This window comes from Paracidovorax anthurii (assembly GCF_003269065.1).
GTDB lineage: Bacteria > Pseudomonadota > Gammaproteobacteria > Burkholderiales > Burkholderiaceae_C > Paracidovorax > Paracidovorax anthurii.
The window spans coordinates 1-18415 of record NZ_QLTA01000044.1 but is presented as its reverse complement, the minus strand read 5'-3'; the positions used below and the strand labels follow the sequence as shown (position 1 = coordinate 18415).

At 66.8% G+C, this 18415-nt stretch carries 24 protein-coding genes; 3 read left to right on the top strand and 21 right to left on the bottom strand.

All coding sequences use genetic code 11. The annotated features are described in order from the left end of the window. Positions 1-4: 4 nt before the first annotated feature. Genes kdpB through kdpF form a run of 3 tightly spaced genes read right to left on the bottom strand, consistent with a single transcriptional unit; the run spans position 5 to position 4034 of the window. Entirely contained in the window at positions 5-2110 is a 2106-nt protein-coding gene (gene kdpB / locus AX018_RS18385; protein WP_111880241.1) for a potassium-transporting ATPase subunit KdpB, read from the bottom strand. A gap of 18 nt (positions 2111-2128) precedes the next feature. After that, positions 2129-3934 (bottom strand): potassium-transporting ATPase subunit KdpA, encoded by a 1806-nt coding sequence (gene kdpA, locus AX018_RS18380; protein WP_111880238.1) that lies wholly within the window; start codon positions 3932-3934, stop codon positions 2129-2131. Position 3935: 1 nt separating this feature from the next. Continuing rightward, complete coding sequence (kdpF, locus tag AX018_RS18375; protein WP_092957575.1) at positions 3936-4034, bottom strand: K(+)-transporting ATPase subunit F; 99 nt, start codon at positions 4032-4034, stop codon at positions 3936-3938. A gap of 358 nt (positions 4035-4392) precedes the next feature. Between kdpF and AX018_RS18370 the strand changes: the two genes are divergently transcribed. Continuing rightward, a complete protein-coding gene (locus tag AX018_RS18370) occupies positions 4393-5214 on the top strand; it encodes a TorF family putative porin (RefSeq protein ID WP_111880236.1) in 822 nt (273 codons plus the stop codon). A 58-nt stretch (positions 5215-5272) separates the two neighbouring features. Here the strand turns inward: AX018_RS18370 and ptsP are convergent, their stop codons facing one another. The 5 genes from ptsP to AX018_RS18345 are packed head-to-tail and all read right to left on the bottom strand — an operon-like array spanning position 5273 to position 9628. Beyond that, on the bottom strand, positions 5273-7051 hold the full coding sequence (gene ptsP / locus AX018_RS18365) for a phosphoenolpyruvate--protein phosphotransferase (RefSeq protein ID WP_111880233.1): 1779 nt from the start codon (positions 7049-7051) through the stop codon (positions 5273-5275). A gap of 43 nt (positions 7052-7094) precedes the next feature. Beyond that, on the bottom strand, positions 7095-7364 hold the full coding sequence (locus AX018_RS18360; protein ID WP_111880230.1) for an HPr family phosphocarrier protein: 270 nt from the start codon (positions 7362-7364) through the stop codon (positions 7095-7097). After that, entirely contained in the window at positions 7333-7785 is a 453-nt protein-coding gene (locus tag AX018_RS18355; protein ID WP_111880227.1) for a PTS sugar transporter subunit IIA, read from the bottom strand. The genes AX018_RS18360 and AX018_RS18355 overlap by 32 nt, the downstream gene beginning before the upstream one ends. Further along, positions 7782-9017 carry an MFS transporter gene (locus AX018_RS18350; RefSeq protein ID WP_111880310.1) on the bottom strand — a complete coding sequence of 412 codons (1236 nt, stop codon included), beginning with the start codon at positions 9015-9017 and terminating at the stop codon, positions 7782-7784. Before AX018_RS18350 ends, AX018_RS18355 begins: the two co-directional genes overlap by 4 nt. A gap of 53 nt (positions 9018-9070) precedes the next feature. Continuing rightward, complete coding sequence (locus AX018_RS18345) at positions 9071-9628, bottom strand: hypothetical protein (protein WP_111880225.1); 558 nt, start codon at positions 9626-9628, stop codon at positions 9071-9073. Between the two features lie 209 nt (positions 9629-9837). Here AX018_RS18345 and AX018_RS18340 point away from each other — a divergent pair, with 209 nt between their 5' ends. After that, entirely contained in the window at positions 9838-10341 is a 504-nt protein-coding gene (locus tag AX018_RS18340; protein ID WP_111880308.1) for a peroxiredoxin family protein, read from the top strand. Between the two features lie 81 nt (positions 10342-10422). Beyond that, a complete protein-coding gene (locus AX018_RS18335; protein ID WP_111880306.1) occupies positions 10423-10914 on the top strand; it encodes a GNAT family N-acetyltransferase in 492 nt (163 codons plus the stop codon). Between the two features lie 223 nt (positions 10915-11137). Here AX018_RS18335 and AX018_RS18330 read toward each other — a convergent pair whose 3' ends face one another. From AX018_RS18330 to tuf, 13 genes are all read right to left on the bottom strand, one after another. Continuing rightward, complete coding sequence (locus tag AX018_RS18330; RefSeq protein ID WP_111880222.1) at positions 11138-11644, bottom strand: peroxiredoxin; 507 nt, start codon at positions 11642-11644, stop codon at positions 11138-11140. A 125-nt stretch (positions 11645-11769) separates the two neighbouring features. Continuing rightward, positions 11770-12039: a 30S ribosomal protein S17 gene (gene rpsQ / locus AX018_RS18325; protein WP_111880220.1), complete on the bottom strand. Its 270-nt coding sequence runs from the start codon at positions 12037-12039 to the stop codon at positions 11770-11772. A 9-nt stretch (positions 12040-12048) separates the two neighbouring features. After that, positions 12049-12246 carry a 50S ribosomal protein L29 gene (gene rpmC, locus AX018_RS18320; protein ID WP_111880217.1) on the bottom strand — a complete coding sequence of 66 codons (198 nt, stop codon included), beginning with the start codon at positions 12244-12246 and terminating at the stop codon, positions 12049-12051. Between the two features lie 16 nt (positions 12247-12262). Further along, the gene (rplP, locus tag AX018_RS18315; RefSeq protein WP_111880215.1) at positions 12263-12679 is read right to left on the bottom strand and encodes a 50S ribosomal protein L16; all 417 of its coding nucleotides are present in this window, start codon (positions 12677-12679) and stop codon (positions 12263-12265) included. Between the two features lie 2 nt (positions 12680-12681). After that, positions 12682-13563, bottom strand: a complete 882-nt coding sequence (rpsC, locus tag AX018_RS18310) for a 30S ribosomal protein S3 (RefSeq protein WP_111880213.1) — start codon at positions 13561-13563, stop codon at positions 12682-12684. 15 nt (positions 13564-13578) lie between these two features. After that, positions 13579-13911, bottom strand: coding sequence for a 50S ribosomal protein L22 (gene rplV / locus AX018_RS18305; protein WP_111880211.1), 333 nt, complete (start codon positions 13909-13911; stop codon positions 13579-13581). Between the two features lie 9 nt (positions 13912-13920). Next, the gene (gene rpsS, locus AX018_RS18300) at positions 13921-14199 is read right to left on the bottom strand and encodes a 30S ribosomal protein S19 (RefSeq protein ID WP_111880208.1); all 279 of its coding nucleotides are present in this window, start codon (positions 14197-14199) and stop codon (positions 13921-13923) included. A gap of 10 nt (positions 14200-14209) precedes the next feature. After that, positions 14210-15034 (bottom strand): 50S ribosomal protein L2, encoded by an 825-nt coding sequence (rplB, locus tag AX018_RS18295; RefSeq protein ID WP_111880206.1) that lies wholly within the window; start codon positions 15032-15034, stop codon positions 14210-14212. Further along, positions 15035-15349: a 50S ribosomal protein L23 gene (gene rplW / locus AX018_RS18290; protein WP_111880204.1), complete on the bottom strand. Its 315-nt coding sequence runs from the start codon at positions 15347-15349 to the stop codon at positions 15035-15037. Then, on the bottom strand, positions 15346-15966 hold the full coding sequence (gene rplD, locus AX018_RS18285; RefSeq protein WP_111880202.1) for a 50S ribosomal protein L4: 621 nt from the start codon (positions 15964-15966) through the stop codon (positions 15346-15348). The genes rplW and rplD overlap by 4 nt, the downstream gene beginning before the upstream one ends. Further along, positions 15966-16637 (bottom strand): 50S ribosomal protein L3, encoded by a 672-nt coding sequence (rplC, locus tag AX018_RS18280; RefSeq protein ID WP_111880199.1) that lies wholly within the window; start codon positions 16635-16637, stop codon positions 15966-15968. The genes rplD and rplC overlap by 1 nt, the downstream gene beginning before the upstream one ends. 250 nt (positions 16638-16887) lie before the next feature. Beyond that, positions 16888-17199: a 30S ribosomal protein S10 gene (gene rpsJ / locus AX018_RS18275; protein WP_054257904.1), complete on the bottom strand. Its 312-nt coding sequence runs from the start codon at positions 17197-17199 to the stop codon at positions 16888-16890. 22 nt (positions 17200-17221) lie between these two features. Beyond that, entirely contained in the window at positions 17222-18412 is a 1191-nt protein-coding gene (tuf, locus tag AX018_RS18270; protein ID WP_111879388.1) for an elongation factor Tu, read from the bottom strand. Positions 18413-18415: the final 3 nt, after the last annotated feature.

Here is an 18415-nt window from a genome sequence, read left to right as displayed (position 1 = left end):
GCGCTCAGACCAGGCCCACGGCCACGAGCGCCCAGTCGATGAGCTTGATGCCGATGAACGGCACGATGAGGCCGCCCACGCCGTAGATGGCGAGGTTGCGGCGCAGCAGGGCCGCGGCTCCCACGGGGCGGTAGCGCACGCCCTGGAGCGCCAGCGGGATCAGGAACACGATGACGAGCGCGTTGAAGATCACCGCCGACAGGATGGCCGAGGACGGGCTGGCCAGCCGCATCACGTTCAGCGCCCCGAGCTGCGGGTAGGTGGACACGAACATCGCCGGGATGATGGCGAAGTACTTGGCCACGTCGTTGGCGATCGAGAAGGTGGTGAGCGAGCCGCGCGTCATGAGCAGCGCCTTGCCGGTCTCCACCACCTCCAGCAGCTTGGTGGGGTTGGAGTCCAGGTCCACCATGTTGCCGGCCTCCTTGGCGGCCTGCGTGCCGCTGCCCATGGCCACGGCCACGTCGGCCTGGGCCAGCGCGGGGGCGTCGTTGGTGCCGTCGCCCGTCATGGCCACGAGGCGGCCCTCGGACTGGTAGCGGCGGATGAGGGCCAGCTTGTCCTCGGGCGTGGCCTCGGCCAGGAAGTCGTCCACGCCGGCCTCGGCGGCAATGGCGGCGGCGGTGAGCTTGTTGTCGCCCGTGATCATCACGGTCTTGATGCCCATGCGCCGCAGCTCGGCGAAGCGCGCCTTGATGCCTGCCTTGACGATGTCTTTCAACTCCACGACGCCGAGCACGCGCGCGCCATCGGCCACGGCCAGCGGCGTACTGCCGCGCCGCGCCACGTCGTCGGCGGCGCGCGCCACCTCCGGCGGCAGGGTGCCGCCGAGCGCTTCCACGTGCCGCGCGAGGGCCTGCACGGCGCCCTTGCGCAGCGCCACGGGCTCGCCGCCGCCCGGCGCGGGCAGGTCCACACCGCTCATGCGCGTCTGGGCCGTGAAGGGCACCAGCACGAGGCCCTCGGCAGCGCCGCGTTCGGCTTCGACGCCCTCGCGCCGCGCCAACTCCACGATGCTGCGGCCCTCGGGCGTCTCGTCGGCCAACGAGGCCATGAGCGCGGCGCGCGCAAGGTGCGCACGGTTCACGCCGGGCGCGGGCAGGAACGCGCTCGCCTGCCGGTTGCCGTGGGTGATGGTGCCGGTCTTGTCCAGCAGCAGCACGTCCACATCGCCCGCGGCCTCGACGGCGCGGCCCGAGGTGGCGATCACGTTGGCCTGCATCATGCGGCTCATGCCCGCCACGCCCACGGCCGAGAGCAGGCCGCCGATGGTGGTGGGGATCAGGCACACCAGCAGCGCGATCAGCGCCGTGAGCGACACCGCCATGCCGGCGCCCGAGGCCGTGACGCTGAAGATCGAGAACGGCAGCAGCGTCACCGTGACCACGAGGAACACGATGGTGAGCGCCACCAGCAGGATGGTCAGCGCCACCTCGTTGGGCGTCTTCTGGCGCTTGGCGGCCTCGACCATGCCGATCATGCGGTCGAGGAACGACTCGCCCGGGTTCACGGTGATGCGCACCACGATCCAGTCGGAGAGCACGCGCGTGCCGCCAGTGACGGCGGAGAAGTCGCCGCCCGACTCACGCACCACGGGCGCCGATTCGCCCGTGATGGCGCTCTCGTCCACCGAGGCCACGCCCTCGATGACCTCGCCGTCGAGCGGGATCACGTCGCCGGCATCCACCTGCACCACGTCGCCCTTGCGCAGGTTGGTGGCCTGCTCGGGCAGGAAGGTCGCGCCGTGGCGCGGCTCCGCGAGCTTCTTGGCCCAGGTGTCCTTGCGCAGCCCGCGCAGCGATGCGGCCTGCGCCTTGCTGCGGCCCTCGGCCAGCGCCTCGGCGAAGTTGGCGAACAGCACCGTGAACCACAGCCACACGGCCACCGCCAGGATGAAGACCGGGCGCATGCCCAGGTCTTGCGCGGTGGTCAGGGCCTGCAGCCACAGCAGCGTGGTGAAGATGCTGCCGATGTAGACGATGAACATCACCGGGTTGCGCCACTGCACGCTGGGCTTGAGCTTGGCGAAGGCCTGCCACAGCGCCGGGCGCACGAGCGCGGCATCGAACAGCGAAAGATTCTTGGGTGTCGTTGTCTGGGGGGTTGTCATGTCGTTCTCCTCGCCCGCTTAGCGTGCCCAGAGCATCAGGTGCTCGACCACCGGGCCCAGTGCCAGGGCAGGCACGTAGTTCAGCAGGCCCACCAGCAGCACGGTGAAGATCAGCAGCGCCACGAACAGCGGGCCGTGCGTGGGCATGGTTCCGACGCTCGCCGGCAGGCGCTTCTTGGCGGCCAGCGAGCCGGCGATGGCCAGCACGGGCACGATCACGCCGAAGCGGCCGAACCACATGGCCAGCGCCAGCAGCACGTTGTAGAAGGGCGTGTTGGCCGAGAGGCCCGCGAAGGCGCTGCCGTTGTTGTTGCCCGCCGAGGTGAGCGCGTACAGGATCTCGGAGAAGCCGTGCGCGCCCGGGTTGGCGATGCCGGCCTGGCCGGCGGCCGCGCTCACGGCCACGGCAGTGCCCACCAGCACGAGGATGGGCGTCACCAGGATGGCCACCGAGGTGAGCTTCATCTCGCGCACCTCGATCTTCTTGCCCAGGTACTCGGGCGTGCGGCCGATCATCAGCCCCGCGATGAACACCGCGAGGATCGCGAAGATCAGCATGCCGTAGAGCCCCGACCCCACGCCGCCGAAGACCACCTCGCCCAGTTGCATGAGCACCATGGGCACCAGCCCGCCCGCGGGCGTGAGCGAGTCGTGCATGCCGTTGACGGCGCCGCACGAGGCGGCCGTGGTGATGGCGGCGAAGAGCGACGAGGCGGTGATGCCGAAGCGCACCTCCTTGCCCTCCATGTTGCCGCCGGCCTGCACGGCCGAGGCGGCCTGGTCCACCCCCAGTGCGCCCAGGCCCGGGTTGCCGGCCTGCTCGGCGGCCGTCAGCGGAATCACGGCCACCACGAACATCAGCACCATCGCCGCCAGAATGGCCACGCCCTGGCGCGGATCGCCCACCACGCGCCCAAAGGTGAAGCACAGCGCGGCGGGGATCAGGAAGATCGCCAGCATCTGCGCGAAGTTGGCGAGCGGCGTCGGGTTCTCGTAGGGGTGCGCCGAGTTGGCGTTGAAGAAGCCCCCGCCATTGGTGCCCAGCATCTTGATCGCCTCCTGCGAGGCCACCGGCCCCATGGGCAGCGTCTGGGTGTGGGTGCTCGCGTCCTTGGTGACGGGGTTGCCGGACGCATCCTTCAGGGGCTGGCCCTGCGCGTCGAGCTGCGGGTCCTGGAAGGCCGTCACCTCCACCGTGGCCACGTCCTGGTAGGGCTTGAAGTTCTGGATCACGCCCTGGCCCACGAAAAAGAGGGCCAGCACGAACGACAGCGGCACCAGCACCCAGGCGGTGATGCGCACCAGGTCCGCCCAGAAGTTGCCCACGTGGCCCTGCCCGTCCGTGCGGCGGGCCGCGAAGCCCCGGGCGAGCGCGAACGCCACCGCGATGCCCGTGGCGGCGGAGAAGAAGTTCTGCACCGACAGCCCGAGCATCTGCACGAGGTAGCCCATCGTGCTCTCGCCCACGTAGCCCTGCCAGTTGGTGTTGGAGACGAAGCTCACCGCCGTGTTGAAGGCGGAATCGGGCGATATGGCGGCCAGGCCCTGCGGATTGAGCGGCAGCAGCGCCTGCAGCCGCTGCAGGGCATAGACCACGAACACGCCGAGCGCATTGAAGGCCAGCAGCGCCAGCGCGTAGTGGCGCCAGTGCATGCCCACCTCGGGCCGCACGCCGGCCAGCCGGTAGAGGGGCGCCTCGGCGCGGTGCATCCAGGCCGGCAGGCGGCCCTCGCACACGGCGGCCAGCACCTTGCCGAGCGGCCACGCGAGCACGCCCAGAACGATCAGGAACAGGGCCAGCAGGCCCCAGGCGGAGGCATCCATGTCAGAACTCCTCCGCGCAGATCAGCGCGAACACCAGGTACGCGAACAGCAGCACGGCGACGATCGCGCCGAAGCCGTAGAGCACTTCGATGCCGATCATCGCGTCTCTCCCCGCGGCCGGCCATCGTGGCGACCCAGGAGCACCACGGCCTCGGCCATGGCGACCCACAACGCCGCGATCGCGGCAATCCACAGGATATCCATTGTTTGCACTCCATCAGCCCTGCCGGGCGATGGAAGGCATTCTGGAAAAGCGCCCGTAAAAAGTGTGCACAGCTTGGGAGGGGGGGCGTAAACGCGGCGTAAAAACCCACGGGCGGCCGCAGGCCTTGATGGCGCCTTGATGCGGCGCCCCGCTCTTTTGACACCGTTTTGACGGGCACCCTCCTACGCTGGCGGCTTCGTTTTCCGCACCGCCACACAGGTGCTTTCACGCCGCCGCCCGGCGGCCCTGTCCCATGACCTTTCCCACACGCACCGCCCTCCCCGTCGCCCTTTCCACCGCCCTCCTGGCCGCCTGCATGGCCGCGCCGCTCTCCGCCCGCGCGCAGTTCACCGGCAACATCGCGCTCACCACCAACTACAAGTTCCGGGGCCAGGACCAGGACATGCTGAACGCGGGCGGCTTCGCCAAGCGCGGCGCCTTCAAGCCCGCCGTGCAGGGCGGCCTCGACTACGCCTTCGGCGACAGCGGCTGGTACGTGGGCAACTGGAACTCCAGCGTGGACTGGCTGCGCGGCAACAGCCTGGAGAGCGACCTCTACGGCGGCTACCGTTTCAAGGCCGGCCCCTTCGACCTGGACCTTGGCGCCCTCGCCTACGTCTATCCCGGCAACCGCAGCGGCAACACGCGCGAGCTGTACGCCAGCGCCGGCTACGGCGACGAAACCCTGGGCCAGTTCACGCTGAAGTATTCGCACACCGTCTCGCGCGACTACTTCGGCTATGCCGGCGCCAGCGGCGGCTCGGGGCTCTCCGGACGCGGCACCGGCTATCTCAACCTCGCCTACAGCCGCGAACTGGCGCCCCACCTGACCCTGAAGGCCAGCGTGGGCTACACCCGCATGTCCGGCGACATCCGGTCGCTCGGCCTGCCCAGCTATGCGGACTACCTGCTCGGCGCCGCCTGGGACTTTGGCGGCGGCCTCACGCTGACGGGCGCCCTGCAGGGCGCCACCCGGCAGTCGGCCTACGCCGCGGCCACGGGCCCCGGCGTGGGCGCTTCGCGCTACTCACCCAACCACCAGCGCTTCATCGCCTCCCTGGCGAAGAGTTTCTGATCTTTTGGCCCCCACGTCGCCGAATTTGCTAGCCGAGTAGCTATCAAAAATATAGCGATCAGGGGGTCAGGCCGTTCGCCGGCTCGTCGGAGTCGATCACCCCCTGGGCCCAGGGCTGGAGCTTGCGGGTGTCGGCGCGCAGCACTTCCTGCTTCACGGCCAGGATCTGCGCGGGGTGCATGGAGAAGCTGCGCAGGCCCAGGCCCAGCAGCAGCCGCGTCATCGCCACGTCGCCCGCCGCCTCGCCGCACAGGCACACGCTCTTGCCCTGCCGGTGGCCCTCGGCGATCACGTCGGCCACCAGCTGCAGCACCGCCGGGTGCAGGGGATCGTAGAGATGGGCCACGCCCTCGTCGGCGCGGTCGATGGCCAGCGTGTACTGGATCAGGTCGTTGGTGCCGATCGAGAGGAAATCGAAATACTTCAGGAAGCGGCGCACGATGAGCGCCGCCGCCGGCACCTCGATCATGGCGCCGAGCTGCACCGCGCCGTAGGCCACGCCGCGCGCGTCCAGCTCGGCGCGGGCCATGTCCACCTGGGTGAGCGTCTGGCGGATCTCGCTCACGTGGGCCAGCATCGGGAAGAGCAGGTTCACCGGCCCGTGCGCGGCCGCGCGCAGCACCGCGCGCAACTGGGTGCGGAACATCGCCGGATCGGCCAGGCTCCAGCGGATCGCCCGCAGGCCCAGGGCCGGGTTGAGATAGCCCGCGCTGTCCTTGGAGGCCTTGTTGTCCAGCGGCTTGTCGGCACCCACGTCGATGGTGCGCAGCGTGACGGGCAGGCCGTTCATGCCCTCCACGGCAGTGCGGTAGGCCTGGTACTGCTCCTCCTCGCCCGGCAGGTTGCCGCCCCGGCCCATGAAGAGGAACTCGCTGCGGAAGAGCCCCACGCCGGCGGCGCCGGCCCGCACGGCCACGGCCGCATCGGTGGGCTGCTCGATGTTGGCCAGCAGCTCGATGCGCTCGCCGTCGAGCGTCACGGCCGGCGTGTGCCGCAGCCGCGAGAGCCGCTCGCGCTCCAGCTCGGTCTGGCGCTGGCGGAAGCCGTATTCGGCCAGGATGATCGGCGACGGATCAATGATGACGACACCCGCGTCGCCGTCGATGATGACCCAGTCGTCCTGCCGCACGAGCTGGCTCGCGGCACGCGCGCCCACCACGGCGGGGATGTCCATGCTGCGCGCCACGATGGCCGTGTGCGAGGTCTTGCCGCCCACGTCGGTCACGAAACCCGCGAACACGCTCTGCTTGAACTGCAGCATGTCGGCCGGCGACAGGTCATGCGCCACCAGCACCAGCGGCACGTCCACCATGTCGCCGGGCAAAAGGTCCTGCTGCAGCCCCAGCGCGGCACTGCCCCGGCGCGGGCTGCAGGGCGGCGGCGCCACCGGGCCCGCCACGCCCTTCATGTGCCGCAGGATGCGCTCGACCACCTGCTCCAGGTCGGCCTTGCGCTCGCGCAGGTACTCGTCCTCCATCTCGTCGAACTGGCGGGCGATGATCTCCAGCTGCGTGGTCAGTGCCCACTCGGCGTTGTAGAGGCGGTCGGTGATCCAGTGCTTGACGCCGCTCACCAGCGCCTCGTCCTGCAGCAGCATCAGGTGCACGTCCAGCAGCGCGGCGAGTTCGTGGGGCGCGTCGGCGGGCATCTCGGCCTGCAGGCGCTGCAGCTCCTCGACCACGGCATTGCGGCCATTGCGCACGCGCACGATCTCGGCCTTCACCTGGCCGGGCTCGATGAAATAGTGGGCCACGTCCACCCGGCTCGACGCCACCAGCACCGCGCGCCCGATGGCGATGCCCCGGGCGACGGCCAGGCCATGGATCGCGAACGTCATCGCGGCGCTCCGGAGCGGGGTTGGGCGGGGGCCATGCCGGGGCTCACTCGCCCTCGCCGAACTTGTTGTCGATGAGCGCGCGCAGCGCGTCCATCGCCTCCTGCTCCTGGGCGCCGTCGGTCTCCAGCGCCACCTCGGTGCCGATGCCGGCGGCCAGCATCATCACGCCCATGATGCTCTTGGCATTGACGCGGCGGTCGCCCCGGCTCATCCACACCTCGCAGGGAAAGCTGCCCGCCAGCTTCGTGAGCTTGGCCGAGGCGCGGGCATGCAGGCCCAGCTTATTGCTGATGGTGATATTCGTCTTGATCATGGTGGGAGCGTCGGATCTGGTTCTGGGGGGCCGTGGCGGCCACTTGCATCACCCCCTGCGTGCCCCCCACCACGGCGCGGGCGACGAGCGCGTCCAGCGGCTCGTGGCGGTAGCTCACGGTGCGCAGCAGCATGGGCAGGTTCACGCCGGTGACCAGGCGCGAGCGCTCGCCGTCCACGAGCCGCTGCGCCACATTGCAGGGCGTGGCGCCGAACACGTCGGTCAACACCAGCGTCGCGCCATCGCCGCGCTCCGCCGAGAGCAGGATGCGCGCGGCCGCGAGCGTGTCCTCGGGCGGTGCATTGGGATGCACGTCGAGTGCCAGGATGTCGTCGGCGGAGTCGGGGAAGACGTGCAGGGCGCAGGCGCGCAGGGCATGGGCCAGCGGTGCGTGGGCGATGAGGAGGATGCGCGTGCTCATGGGGTGATCGGGTGAACCGCATTATGGCGCCGGCCCCGAACCATGAACCACGCATAGGACAAGGCACTGCAAACGCCAAAGGCCGCCATGGTCGCACGGAAGGCCGAGGGCTCGGACCACCCCGCGGCCACGAACGCATCCACCGCCAGGCCGATGCCCCACTGCACGCAGAAGACGCCCAGGAACATCACGAGATTGAACGCCGAGAGCGCCCGCCCCGCCATGGCCTGCGGGAACGCCATGGCCAGCGCCGGCTGCGACAGCGTGACGCAGGACGTGGCCACGCAGTACAGCGCCCACGCGCCGCCCCCCGCGGAGCCGCCCGCGAGCACGATGCCCGCCAGCACCACCAGCGGCAGCGGCAACAGCACCGCCATCACCGGATCGGCGCCGCCCGCGCGCCGCATCAGCCAGGGATTGACCATGCCCCAGGCCCAGTAGGCACAGAGCATGGCGAGATTGATCGCGAACAGCCCGGCCGCGGCCTCCAGCGGCGAATACCCCGACACCCGCTGCATCCACGGGCCGGCCCAGAGCGTCTGCATGGCCACCATGCCGCCATAGGTGAAGAACCCCAGCGGCGCCAGCCGCCGGAAGTACGGATGGCGCCATACGGCGCCATAGCCGGACGGCGGCAGCGCCTCCCGGTCTTCGAGGCCGGGTGCCCCACTCCATGGCGGGACCCGGCACGCGATCAGCAGCATCGAAAGCAACAGCAGCAGCGCCAGCGCCCAGAAAAGCGGCCGCCATCCCGCCAGCGGCAGCAGCCACTGCACCGGCAGCGTCGAGGCCACCATGCCCAGCGAGCCAGTCATCAGCATCCAGGAATTGGCCCGCAACTGGGTCTCGGGTGCCATCCAGCGGCGAAAGCCCGTGAGCGGCGCCATCAGGCAGGCGCTCACGCCCGCACCGCAAAGCACGCGGCCCGCCAGCAGGCCGCTGAATCCGCTGGCCACCGCGAACACGGCGCACCCGGCCACCGCCACGCCCAGGAACCCCAGCACCACGGCCCGGGGACCGTGGCGGTCGAGCCACTGCCCCATGGGCAACTGCATGGCCGCGAAACCGAGGAAATAGCCGCCCGCCAGCAGCCCGAGATCGCGTGGCTGCAGCGCGAACTCCGCCACCAGCGACGGCGCCAGCGTGGCCGTGACGGCCCGGGAGGCCGCGGACAGGAAATAGGCGAACGCGAACGCCAGGAACACCGCGATGGCGGCGTGGGACTCCAGCATGGAACCCGGCCCGGCCTGGGGCGCCAGGGGAGGAAGGGCGCGCGCCGGCGCGCTCACCGCAGCACCAGCCCCGCGAAAAAGGTGTCCGCCACGGCCGGGCGGGGCTCGGGCGCGTAGACAACGGCGTGGTAGAGCCGCATCCGGGGCTCGGCCCCCGTCGCTTCGGCCCGGGCGAACCAGACTGCGTGCGCCACCACCGCGCGCCCGTCCCCGGGCCGCACGCCGTGGATCTCCGCGCGCACCGACTGTGGCAGCGCCAGCGCCCCGGGCAGCGTGAACGGCGCCGCCGCATCCGCGGACGCCTGCATCCGGCCGCGCACCGCCTCATGCCACCGGCCCAGCGCCGCATCGGCCTGGGCAGCGCCGGCCTCGCCCTGCAGCACCATGTGCGAGACGGCAAAGGTGGCGCCATCGGCATCGCAGCCTGCCATCGCCAGCTCCATGGAGCGGCCGTCCCACGCCACCGTGCGCACGGCGCGGTCCGGCTTGCACGGCAGCATGACGCCCAGGCCCGCCCCCTCCAGATCGACCGTGCGCCAATCCAGCGACGGGCTGCACCCCGCCAGCGACAGGGTGGCAGCCAGCAGGGCGGGGGCGAAAAAACGGGGCATCCGCGCATTATGGGCGGCGCCCCCCGCGCGCAAGCGCCACGTCGGCCGCGCCCGCCAGCGCACGCCGATGCCTTGAGGCACATCAAGGGACAGGCTCTCCCCTGGCCGCCACGCGCCCTCCCCCGAGCGGCGTCCACCCGGGTCCGGCACAATGTCGGCCGGGAGCGGCGCATCGCGACCGGCAGCAAGCACAGCAAAGGATGGCAGCCATGGGCATGAAGCATTGGATCGGCGCGGCCGCAGTGGCGGCCTTCGTGGGCGTGGGAGCCTTCGTTTTCCTGGGTGCAGGCCGCGCGCAGGCCCCTGAATCCACCTTCGTTCTGCTGGACGGCACCCGCCAGACCACCGCGGACCTGCGCGGCAAGGTCACCCTCGTGAATTTCTGGGCCACCAGTTGCACCACCTGCGTGGCCGAAATGCCGGAGATCGTCGCCACCTACGGCAAGTACCGCGAGCGCGGCTTCGAAACGCTGGCCGTCGCCATGAGCTACGACCCACCGAGCTACGTGGTGAACTTCGCGGAAACCCGCAAGCTGCCCTTCAAGGTCGCCATCGACAATACCGGCACCGTCGCCCAGGCCTGGGGCGACGTGCGCCTCACCCCCTCCACCTTCATCGTGAACAAGCGCGGCGAGATCGTGAAAAGCTATGTGGGCGCGCCCGACTTTCCCGAGCTGCACCAGTTGATCGAGCGGCTGCTGGCCGAAACCTGAGAAGGTCGACACCCGCCCACCCAGCCGGTCCAGCCAAGGTGCCCCGCTAGACTGGTCTTTCGCCCCATTCCCGCCATGCCCGTGGACCAGCCTTCTATCACTCTGCTGAAGCCGATCGCCCCCGCCGAGATGGACGCCGTGCGCGACATCTTCCGCGAGTATGGCGACAGCCTGGGCATCGACCTGCAGTTCCAGGACTTCGATGCCGAACTCGCCCAGTTGCCAGCCGACTACGCACCACCTCGCGGACAGATCCTGCTGGCGGAAGTCGAAGGCGCCATCGCGGGCTGCTGCGCGCTCAGGCCGCTCGACACGGCCGATTACCCCAATGCCGCCGAGATGAAGCGGCTCTACGTCCGCAAGGCCTTCCGGGGCTTTGGCCTGGGCCGCCAGCTCGCCGAAGCCATGCTGGACGTGGCCCGCCAGGCCGGGTATGCCTGCGTGCTGCTCGATACGCTGGACGGCATGGAATCGGCGCGCGCGCTCTACGCCGATCTGGGCTTCGAAGAAATCCCGCCCTACTACCACAACCCCGTGGCGGGGTCGCATTACCTCAAGGTCGATATCGACTGACCGGCTCTGCCATCCGGGGGGTGGCCGCGTTGCCTCGTCGCACCGTGCGCGCCCCCCGCCCGCAGACAGCACCGCGGTTTGCCCTCTCCTGCGCCGGAGAACGCGGTCACATCACAGTGATCCGCGTTCGTCCGCGTGCGGGGCACGCCCCGACATCGTCCGAGCCGCCCATCGCGCAAGTGCGCAGGGCATCAAGAAATGCACGCAGGCAGAAGAAAAGCGATCAGCCCTTGGCCTGCGCCAGCAGCGTGGCGGCGTCGCTCACTTCGAATTTGCCGGGGGCCTCGATGTTCAGCGATGCCACCTTGCCGTCTTTCACGAGCATTGAATAACGGTTGCTGCGCAGGCCCAGGCCCTTGCCGTTGAGATCCAGCGTCAGGCCCGTGGCCTTGGCGAAGGCAGCATCTCCATCCGCCAGCATGCGCACCTTGCCGCTGGTCTTCTGGTCGCGCGCCCATGCCCCCATGACGAAGGCATCGTTCACGCTCAGGCACCAGATTTCATCGACGCCGGCGGCCTTGAAAGCATCGGCCTGCTCCACATAGCCGGGCACGTGCTTCGCGGAACAGGTGGGCGTGAATGCGCCCGGTACGGCGAACAGGGCGATGGTCTTGCCGGCCGTGGCCTTGTCGGCCGCCACGGGATTCGGGCCGATGCTGCAGCCTTCGCCCTCGACCTCCGAGTACTCCATCAGGGTCACAGCGGGCAGGGTATCTCCAACTTTGATCATGCTCTCTTCTCCTATGGTTCGAGCGGGGGTGTAAAAGCGTCCGCGGCACGCGAACGCCCAAAAAGAAAAACGGCCCACGATTGTGGGCCGTTTTTTGAGGGCATGCAGCCGAAGCCGTCGAAGGCTCAGACCAGCACGGCCTTTTGCACGAGGCGCGTTGCCACCCAGTTCTTGGTCTTGGACAGCGGACGGCTCTCCGTGATCTCGATGGTGTCGCCGAGCTTGTAATCGCCGTTTTCGTCGTGCGCGTGGTACTTGCTCGACTTCATCACGATCTTGTCGTAGATCGGGTGCTTCACACGGCGCTCGACCAGCACCGTGACGGTCTTGGCGCGCTTGTCACTGACCACCTTGCCAACCAAGGTGCGCTTGAGGGATTTTTTAGCTTCCGTCATGTCGGCTCCTTACTTGGCGGCTTGCTTCTCAGCAAGAATGGTTCTGGCGCGGGCAACGGCACGGCGCGTGGAGCGCAGCGTGCTCGTGTTGCCGAGCTGTTGCGTGGCCTTCTGCATGCGCAGACCGAAATGGGCCTTTTGCAAGGACTTGATTTCGGCTTCCAGGCCGGCAACGTCTTTCTGGCGCAGTTCAGCAGCTTTCGTCATTTGTCGATTCTCCTGATCAGGCGCCAATCTGGCGGGCTACGAACGTGGTGCGCAGCGGCAGCTTGGCAGCAGCCAGGCGGAACGCTTCGCGTGCCAGCTCTTCAGGAACGCCAACAATTTCGAAGACGATCTTGCCGGGCTGGATCTCGGCCACGTAGTACTCGGGGTTGCCCTTGCCGTTACCCATCCGCACTTCTGCGGGCTTGGTGGAAATCGGCTTGTCGGGGAACACACGAATCCAGATGCGACCACCACGCTTCACGTGGCGAGAGATCGCACGGCGTGCGGCCTCGATCTGGCGGGCCGTCAGGCGGCCACGGTCCGTGCACTTCAGGCCGAAGTCACCGAAAGCCACCGAGTTACCCCGGGTGGCAATGCCGGTGTTGCGGCCTTTTTGCTCCTTGCGGAATTTGCGACGAGCAGGTTGCAGCATCTTTATTCTCCTTTACCGTCCGCTGCTGTAGCGGGCGCGTCAACCTTGCGAACGCGCTTAACGGCGGTGTTGTCGGCGCCACCGGCACCTGCGGGCTTGTCGCTGCCATCGGCCGGAGCGGCATTGCCACCCATGGGACGACGGGCGCCACGGCCTGCACCGGCACGGTCGCCACCCGGGCGGCCATCACGGCGCGGGCCGCGGGGACGACGCTCTTCTTCAGGACGCGGCGTTTCCACGGCCGGCAGATCGTTGCGGCCCAGCGTATCGCCCTTGTAGACCCACACCTTCACACCGATCACACCATAGGTGGTCTTGGCTTCGGAGGTGCCGTAGTCGATGTCGGCGCGCAGGGTGTGCAGCGGCACGCGGCCTTCGCGGTACCACTCGGTACGCGCGATTTCGATGCCATTCAGACGGCCTGCGGACATGATCTTGATGCCCTGGGCACCGAGACGCATGGCGTTCTGCATCGCGCGCTTCATGGCACGGCGGAACATGATGCGCTTCTCGAGCTGCTGGGTGATCGAGTCGGCGATCAGCTTGGCATCGATTTCGGGCTTGCGCACTTCTTCGATGTTCACGGCCACCGGCACGCCCAGACGGGTCGCGAGTTCCTTCTTCAGGTTCTCGATGTCTTCGCCCTTCTTGCCGATCACGACGCCCGGACGTGCCGAGTAGATCGTGATGCGGGCGTTCTTGGCGGGGCGCTCGATCAGGATGCGCGAGACGGCGGCGTTCTTGAGCTTGGCCTTCAGGTATTCACGCACCTTGATGTCTTCAGCCAGCATGCCTGCGAAGTCACGGTTGCTCGCATACCAGCGGCTGGCCCAGTTGCGGCTCACGGCCAGGCGGAAGCCGGTAGGATGGATTTTTTGTCCCATATTCTTCCTTTGGCCTCAGTTGCCGACCGTCACGTACACGTGGCAGGTAGGCTTGCTGATGCGATTGCCGCGACCCTTGGCACGGGCCGTGAAGCGCTTGAGCGTGGTGCCTTGCTCGACGTAGATGGTCTTGACCTTCAGTTCGTCGATATCGGCGCCGTCGTTGTGCTCGGCGTTGGCGATGGCAGACTCCAGCACCTTCTTCACGATCACGGCAGCTTTTTTCTGCGTGAACGCCAGGATGTTCAGGGCTTGGTCGACCTTCTTGCCGCGGATCAGGTCCGCAACCAGACGGCCCTTGTCCACCGACAGGCGGACACCACGGAGGACAGCACGTGTTTCAGACATGTCTACTCCTTACTTCTTCTGGACCTTCTTGTCCGCGGGGTGACCCTTGAAGGTGCGCGTCAGGGCGAATTCGCCCAGCTTGTGGCCCACCATCTGGTCGGTGATATAGACAGGCACGTGCTGCTTGCCGTTGTGCACGGCGATGGTCAGACCGATGAACTCGGGAATGACCATGGAGCGACGCGACCAGGTCTTGACTGGCTTCTTGTCCTTGGTGGCGATGGCCTTCTCGACCTTGGCCAGCAAGTGGTGGTCAACAAACGGACCCTTTTTGAGAGAACGAGTCATTTGTTATCCCTTACTTCTTGCGGCGCGACACAATCATCACTTGTGTGCGCTTGTTGTTGCGGGTGCGATAACCCTTGGTGAGATTGCCCCAAGGATCGACAGCATGGCGGCCTTCGCCGGTGCGCCCTTCACCACCACCGTGCGGGTGGTCGATCGGGTTCATGGCCACGCCGCGAACGGTCGGACGAATACCCATCCAGCGCTTCACACCAGCCTTGCCCAGTTGGCGCAGGCTGTGCTCTTCGTTGGCGACTTCACCGATGGTGGCACGGCATTCGATGTGGATCTTGCGCACTTCACCGGAGCGCATACGCACCTGGGCGTACGTGCCTTCGCGGGCCAGCAGCGTGGCCGACGTACCGGCGGAACGGGCGATCTGGGCACCGGCACCGGGCTTGAGCTCGATGCAGTGGATCGTCGAACCCACGGGGATGTTGCGGATCGGCAGCGTGTTGCCGGCACGGATCGGAGCCTCGGAGCCGGACAGCAAGGTCGCGCCCACTTCCAGACCGCGCGGAGCGATGATGTAACGACGCTCGCCGTCGGCATAGCACACCAAGGCGATGTGGGCCGTACGGTTCGGGTCGTATTCGATGCGCTCGACCTTCGCGGGGATGCCGTCCTTGTTGCGACGGAAATCCACCACGCGGTAGTGGTGCTTGTGACCACCGCCCTTGTGGCGGGTGGTGATGTGACCGTTGTTGTTACGGCCAGACTTCTGGTGCTGGGGTTCCAGCAGCGCAGCAAATGCCTCGCCCTTGTACAGGTGGTCACGCGTGACCTTCACCACGGCGCGCTGGCCCGGCGAGGTCGGTTTCATCTTGATGACTGCCATTTAAGCGGCCTCCCCGGACAGGTTCAGCTCCTGGCCTTCCTTCAGCGTCACATAGGCCTTGCGAACGTTGTCGCGGCGACCCATGGTCTTGCCAAAGCGCTTGGCCTTGCCTTTGGTGTTCACCACAGAAACGCCCTTGACCTCGACCTTGAACATCAATTCCACAGCGGCCTTGATTTCGGGCTTGGTTGCGTTCTGCAGCACCTTGAACGTCACAGCATTGGACTTCTCGGCAACCATCGTGGCCTTCTCGGACACGATGGGAGCGACCAGCACTTGCATCAGACGGCCTTCGTCAAACTTGAGCGTGCTCATGCGAACATCTCCTTGAGTTTGTCGATAGCGCCCTTGGTGACGAGCACTTTCTTAAAGTGAACCAACGACACGGGATCTGCATAGCGCGGCTCGACGACGAACACGTTCTTCAGATTGCGCGAAGCGAGGTACAGGTTTTCGTCCACTTCATCGGCGATCACCATCACCGATTGCAGGTTCATCGCCTTGAACTTGTCGGCGAGCACCTTGGTCTTGGGCGTATCGACCTTGAGCGAGTCCACCACGGCCAGACGGCCTTCGCGGGCCAGCTGCGACAGGATGGAGGCCATACCGGCACGGTACATCTTCTTGTTGATCTTCTGCGTGAAGTTTTCTTCAGGCAGGTTCGGGAAGATGCGACCGCCCCCACGCCACAGCGGCGAGGAGGTCATACCGGCACGTGCGTTGCCGGTGCCCTTTTGCTTGAAGGGCTTCTTGGTCGAGTGCTTGACCTGCTCGCGGTCCTTCTGAGCGCGCGTGCCCTGGCGGCCATTGGCGCGGTAGGCCACGACGATCTGGTGGATCAGGTCTTCGTTGTATTGACGATCGAACACGGTTTCGGGCACGTCGATCTTCGACGCGGCCTGACCTTGGTCATTCAGGAGTTCGAGCTGCATTAGTTCGCTCCCTGGGAAGCTTTGGCCTTGACGGCGGGACGCACGGTCACGAACCCGCCCTTGGATCCGGGAATCGCACCCTTGATCAGGAGGAGTTGACGCGCCTCGTCGACGCGGATCACGTCGAGGTTCTGCGTGGTGGTGGTGACGTCGCCCAGATGGCCCGTCATGCGCTTGCCGGGGAACACACGGCCGGGATCCTGCGCCATGCCGATGGAGCCGGGCACGTTGTGCGAACGGCTGTTACCGTGCGATGCGCGCTGCGAAGCCATGTTGTGACGCTTGATCGTGCCAGCGTAGCCCTTACCGATCGAGGTGCCTTGCACATCGACCTTCTGGCCCACGGAGAACAGCGACACGGGCACCGAATCACCAACCTTGTAGTTGGCGGCGGCTTCAGCGGTCACGCGGAATTCACGGATGATTTCACCGGCTTCGACACCCGCCTTGGCGAGATGGCCGGCTTCGGGCTTGGTCACGCGAGAAGCCTTGCGCGAACCGAACGTGACCTGCAGGGCCACGTAGCCATCGTTCTCTTGGGTCTTGATCTGGGTCACGCGGTTGTTGGACACGTCCACCACCGTGACGGGCACAGCGTCCCCGTCATCGGTGAACAGGCGCATCATGCCCACCTTGCGGCCCAGCAACCCTTGGGAGTTGCTCTGACTCATTGATTTTCTCCAAAACTTTCACCGCCCCGACTTCAATTGGCCAAAGCGTTTGCACGGGCGGTTTGCACCCTGACGTGCGCGAAAGAAGGTTGATAAAACTCCGCCTCTTGACACACCTCGAACCGAGGCTCGACATGCACAAAAGGCGAAGCCGCAAAGTATAACGCGGACTGCTTTTTCAAGCAAGTCCGCGTTATGCAAGCCATCGAGTGAATCACCCGGACCCAGCTAACCCATCACAGGAGGGAAATCACTGGAGCTTGATTTCGACGTCCACACCAGCCGGCAGGTCGAGCTTCATCAGGGCATCCACGGTCTTGTCGGTGGGATCCACGATGTCCATCAAGCGCTGGTGGGTGCGGATTTCGAACTGGTCGCGGCTGCTCTTGTTAACGTGCGGCGAACGCAGAATGTCGAAACGCTTCATGCGCGTCGGCAGGGGCACCGGGCCCTTGACGATGGCGCCGGTGCGCTTGGCGGTATCGACGATCTCAGCGGCGGACTGGTCGATCAGCTTGTAATCGAAAGCCTTGAGGCGGATGCGGATTTTTTGCTTGGACATGGCAAGTTCCTCGACTTGGCGATTAGGCGATGATCTTTGCCACGACGCCGGCGCCGACGGTGCGGCCGCCTTCACGAATGGCGAAGCGCAGGCCTTCTTCCATGGCGATGGGGTTGATCAGCTTGACGGTGATCGACACGTTGTCGCCGGGCATGACCATTTCCTTGTCGGCCGGCAGCTCGATGGCGCCGGTCACGTCGGTCGTGCGGAAGTAGAACTGCGGACGGTAGTTGTTGAAGAAGGGGGTATGGCGGCCGCCTTCATCCTTGGACAGCACGTACACCTCGGCGGTGAAGTGCGTGTGCGGCTTGATGGAGCCGGGCTTGCACAGCACTTGGCCACGCTCGACGTCTTCGCGCTTGGTGCCGCGCAGCAGCAGACCCACGTTGTCGCCAGCCTGGCCTTGGTCCAGCAGCTTGCGGAACATTTCCACGCCCGTGCAGGTGGTCTTTTGCGTGTCGCGGATACCGACGATCTCGATTTCCTCGCCGACCTTGATCACGCCACGCTCGACACGACCCGTCACCACGGTACCGCGACCGGAGATGGAGAACACGTCTTCCACGGGCATCAGGAATGCGCCGTCCACGGCACGCTCAGGCGTGGGGATGTAGGTGTCCAGGGCTTCAGCCAGCTTCATGATGGCCTCTTCACCCAGCTTGCCCTTGTCGCCTTCCAGAGCGAGCTTGGCGGAGCCGCGCACGATGGGAGTGTCGTCGCCGGGGAAGTCGTACTTGTCCAGCAGTTCACGCACTTCCATCTCGACGAGCTCGAGCAGCTCTTCGTCGTCGACCATGTCGCACTTGTTCAGGAAGACGATGATGTAAGGCACGCCCACTTGGCGGGCCAGCAGGATGTGTTCGCGGGTCTGGGGCATCGGGCCGTCAGCGGCCGAGCACACCAGGATGGCGCCGTCCATCTGGGCGGCACCGGTGATCATGTTCTTGACGTAGTCGGCGTGGCCGGGGCAGTCCACGTGGGCGTAGTGGCGGTTGGCCGTTTCGTATTCCACGTGGGCGGTGTTGATGGTGATGCCGCGGGCCTTTTCTTCGGGAGCCGCATCGATTTCGTCGTACTTCTTGGCTTCGCCGCCGAACTTGGCGGACAGCACCGTGGCGATGGCTGCCGTCAGCGTCGTCTTGCCATGGTCCACGTGGCCGATCGTGCCCACGTTCACGTGGGGCTTGGTACGTTTGAACTTACCTTTTTCCATTTC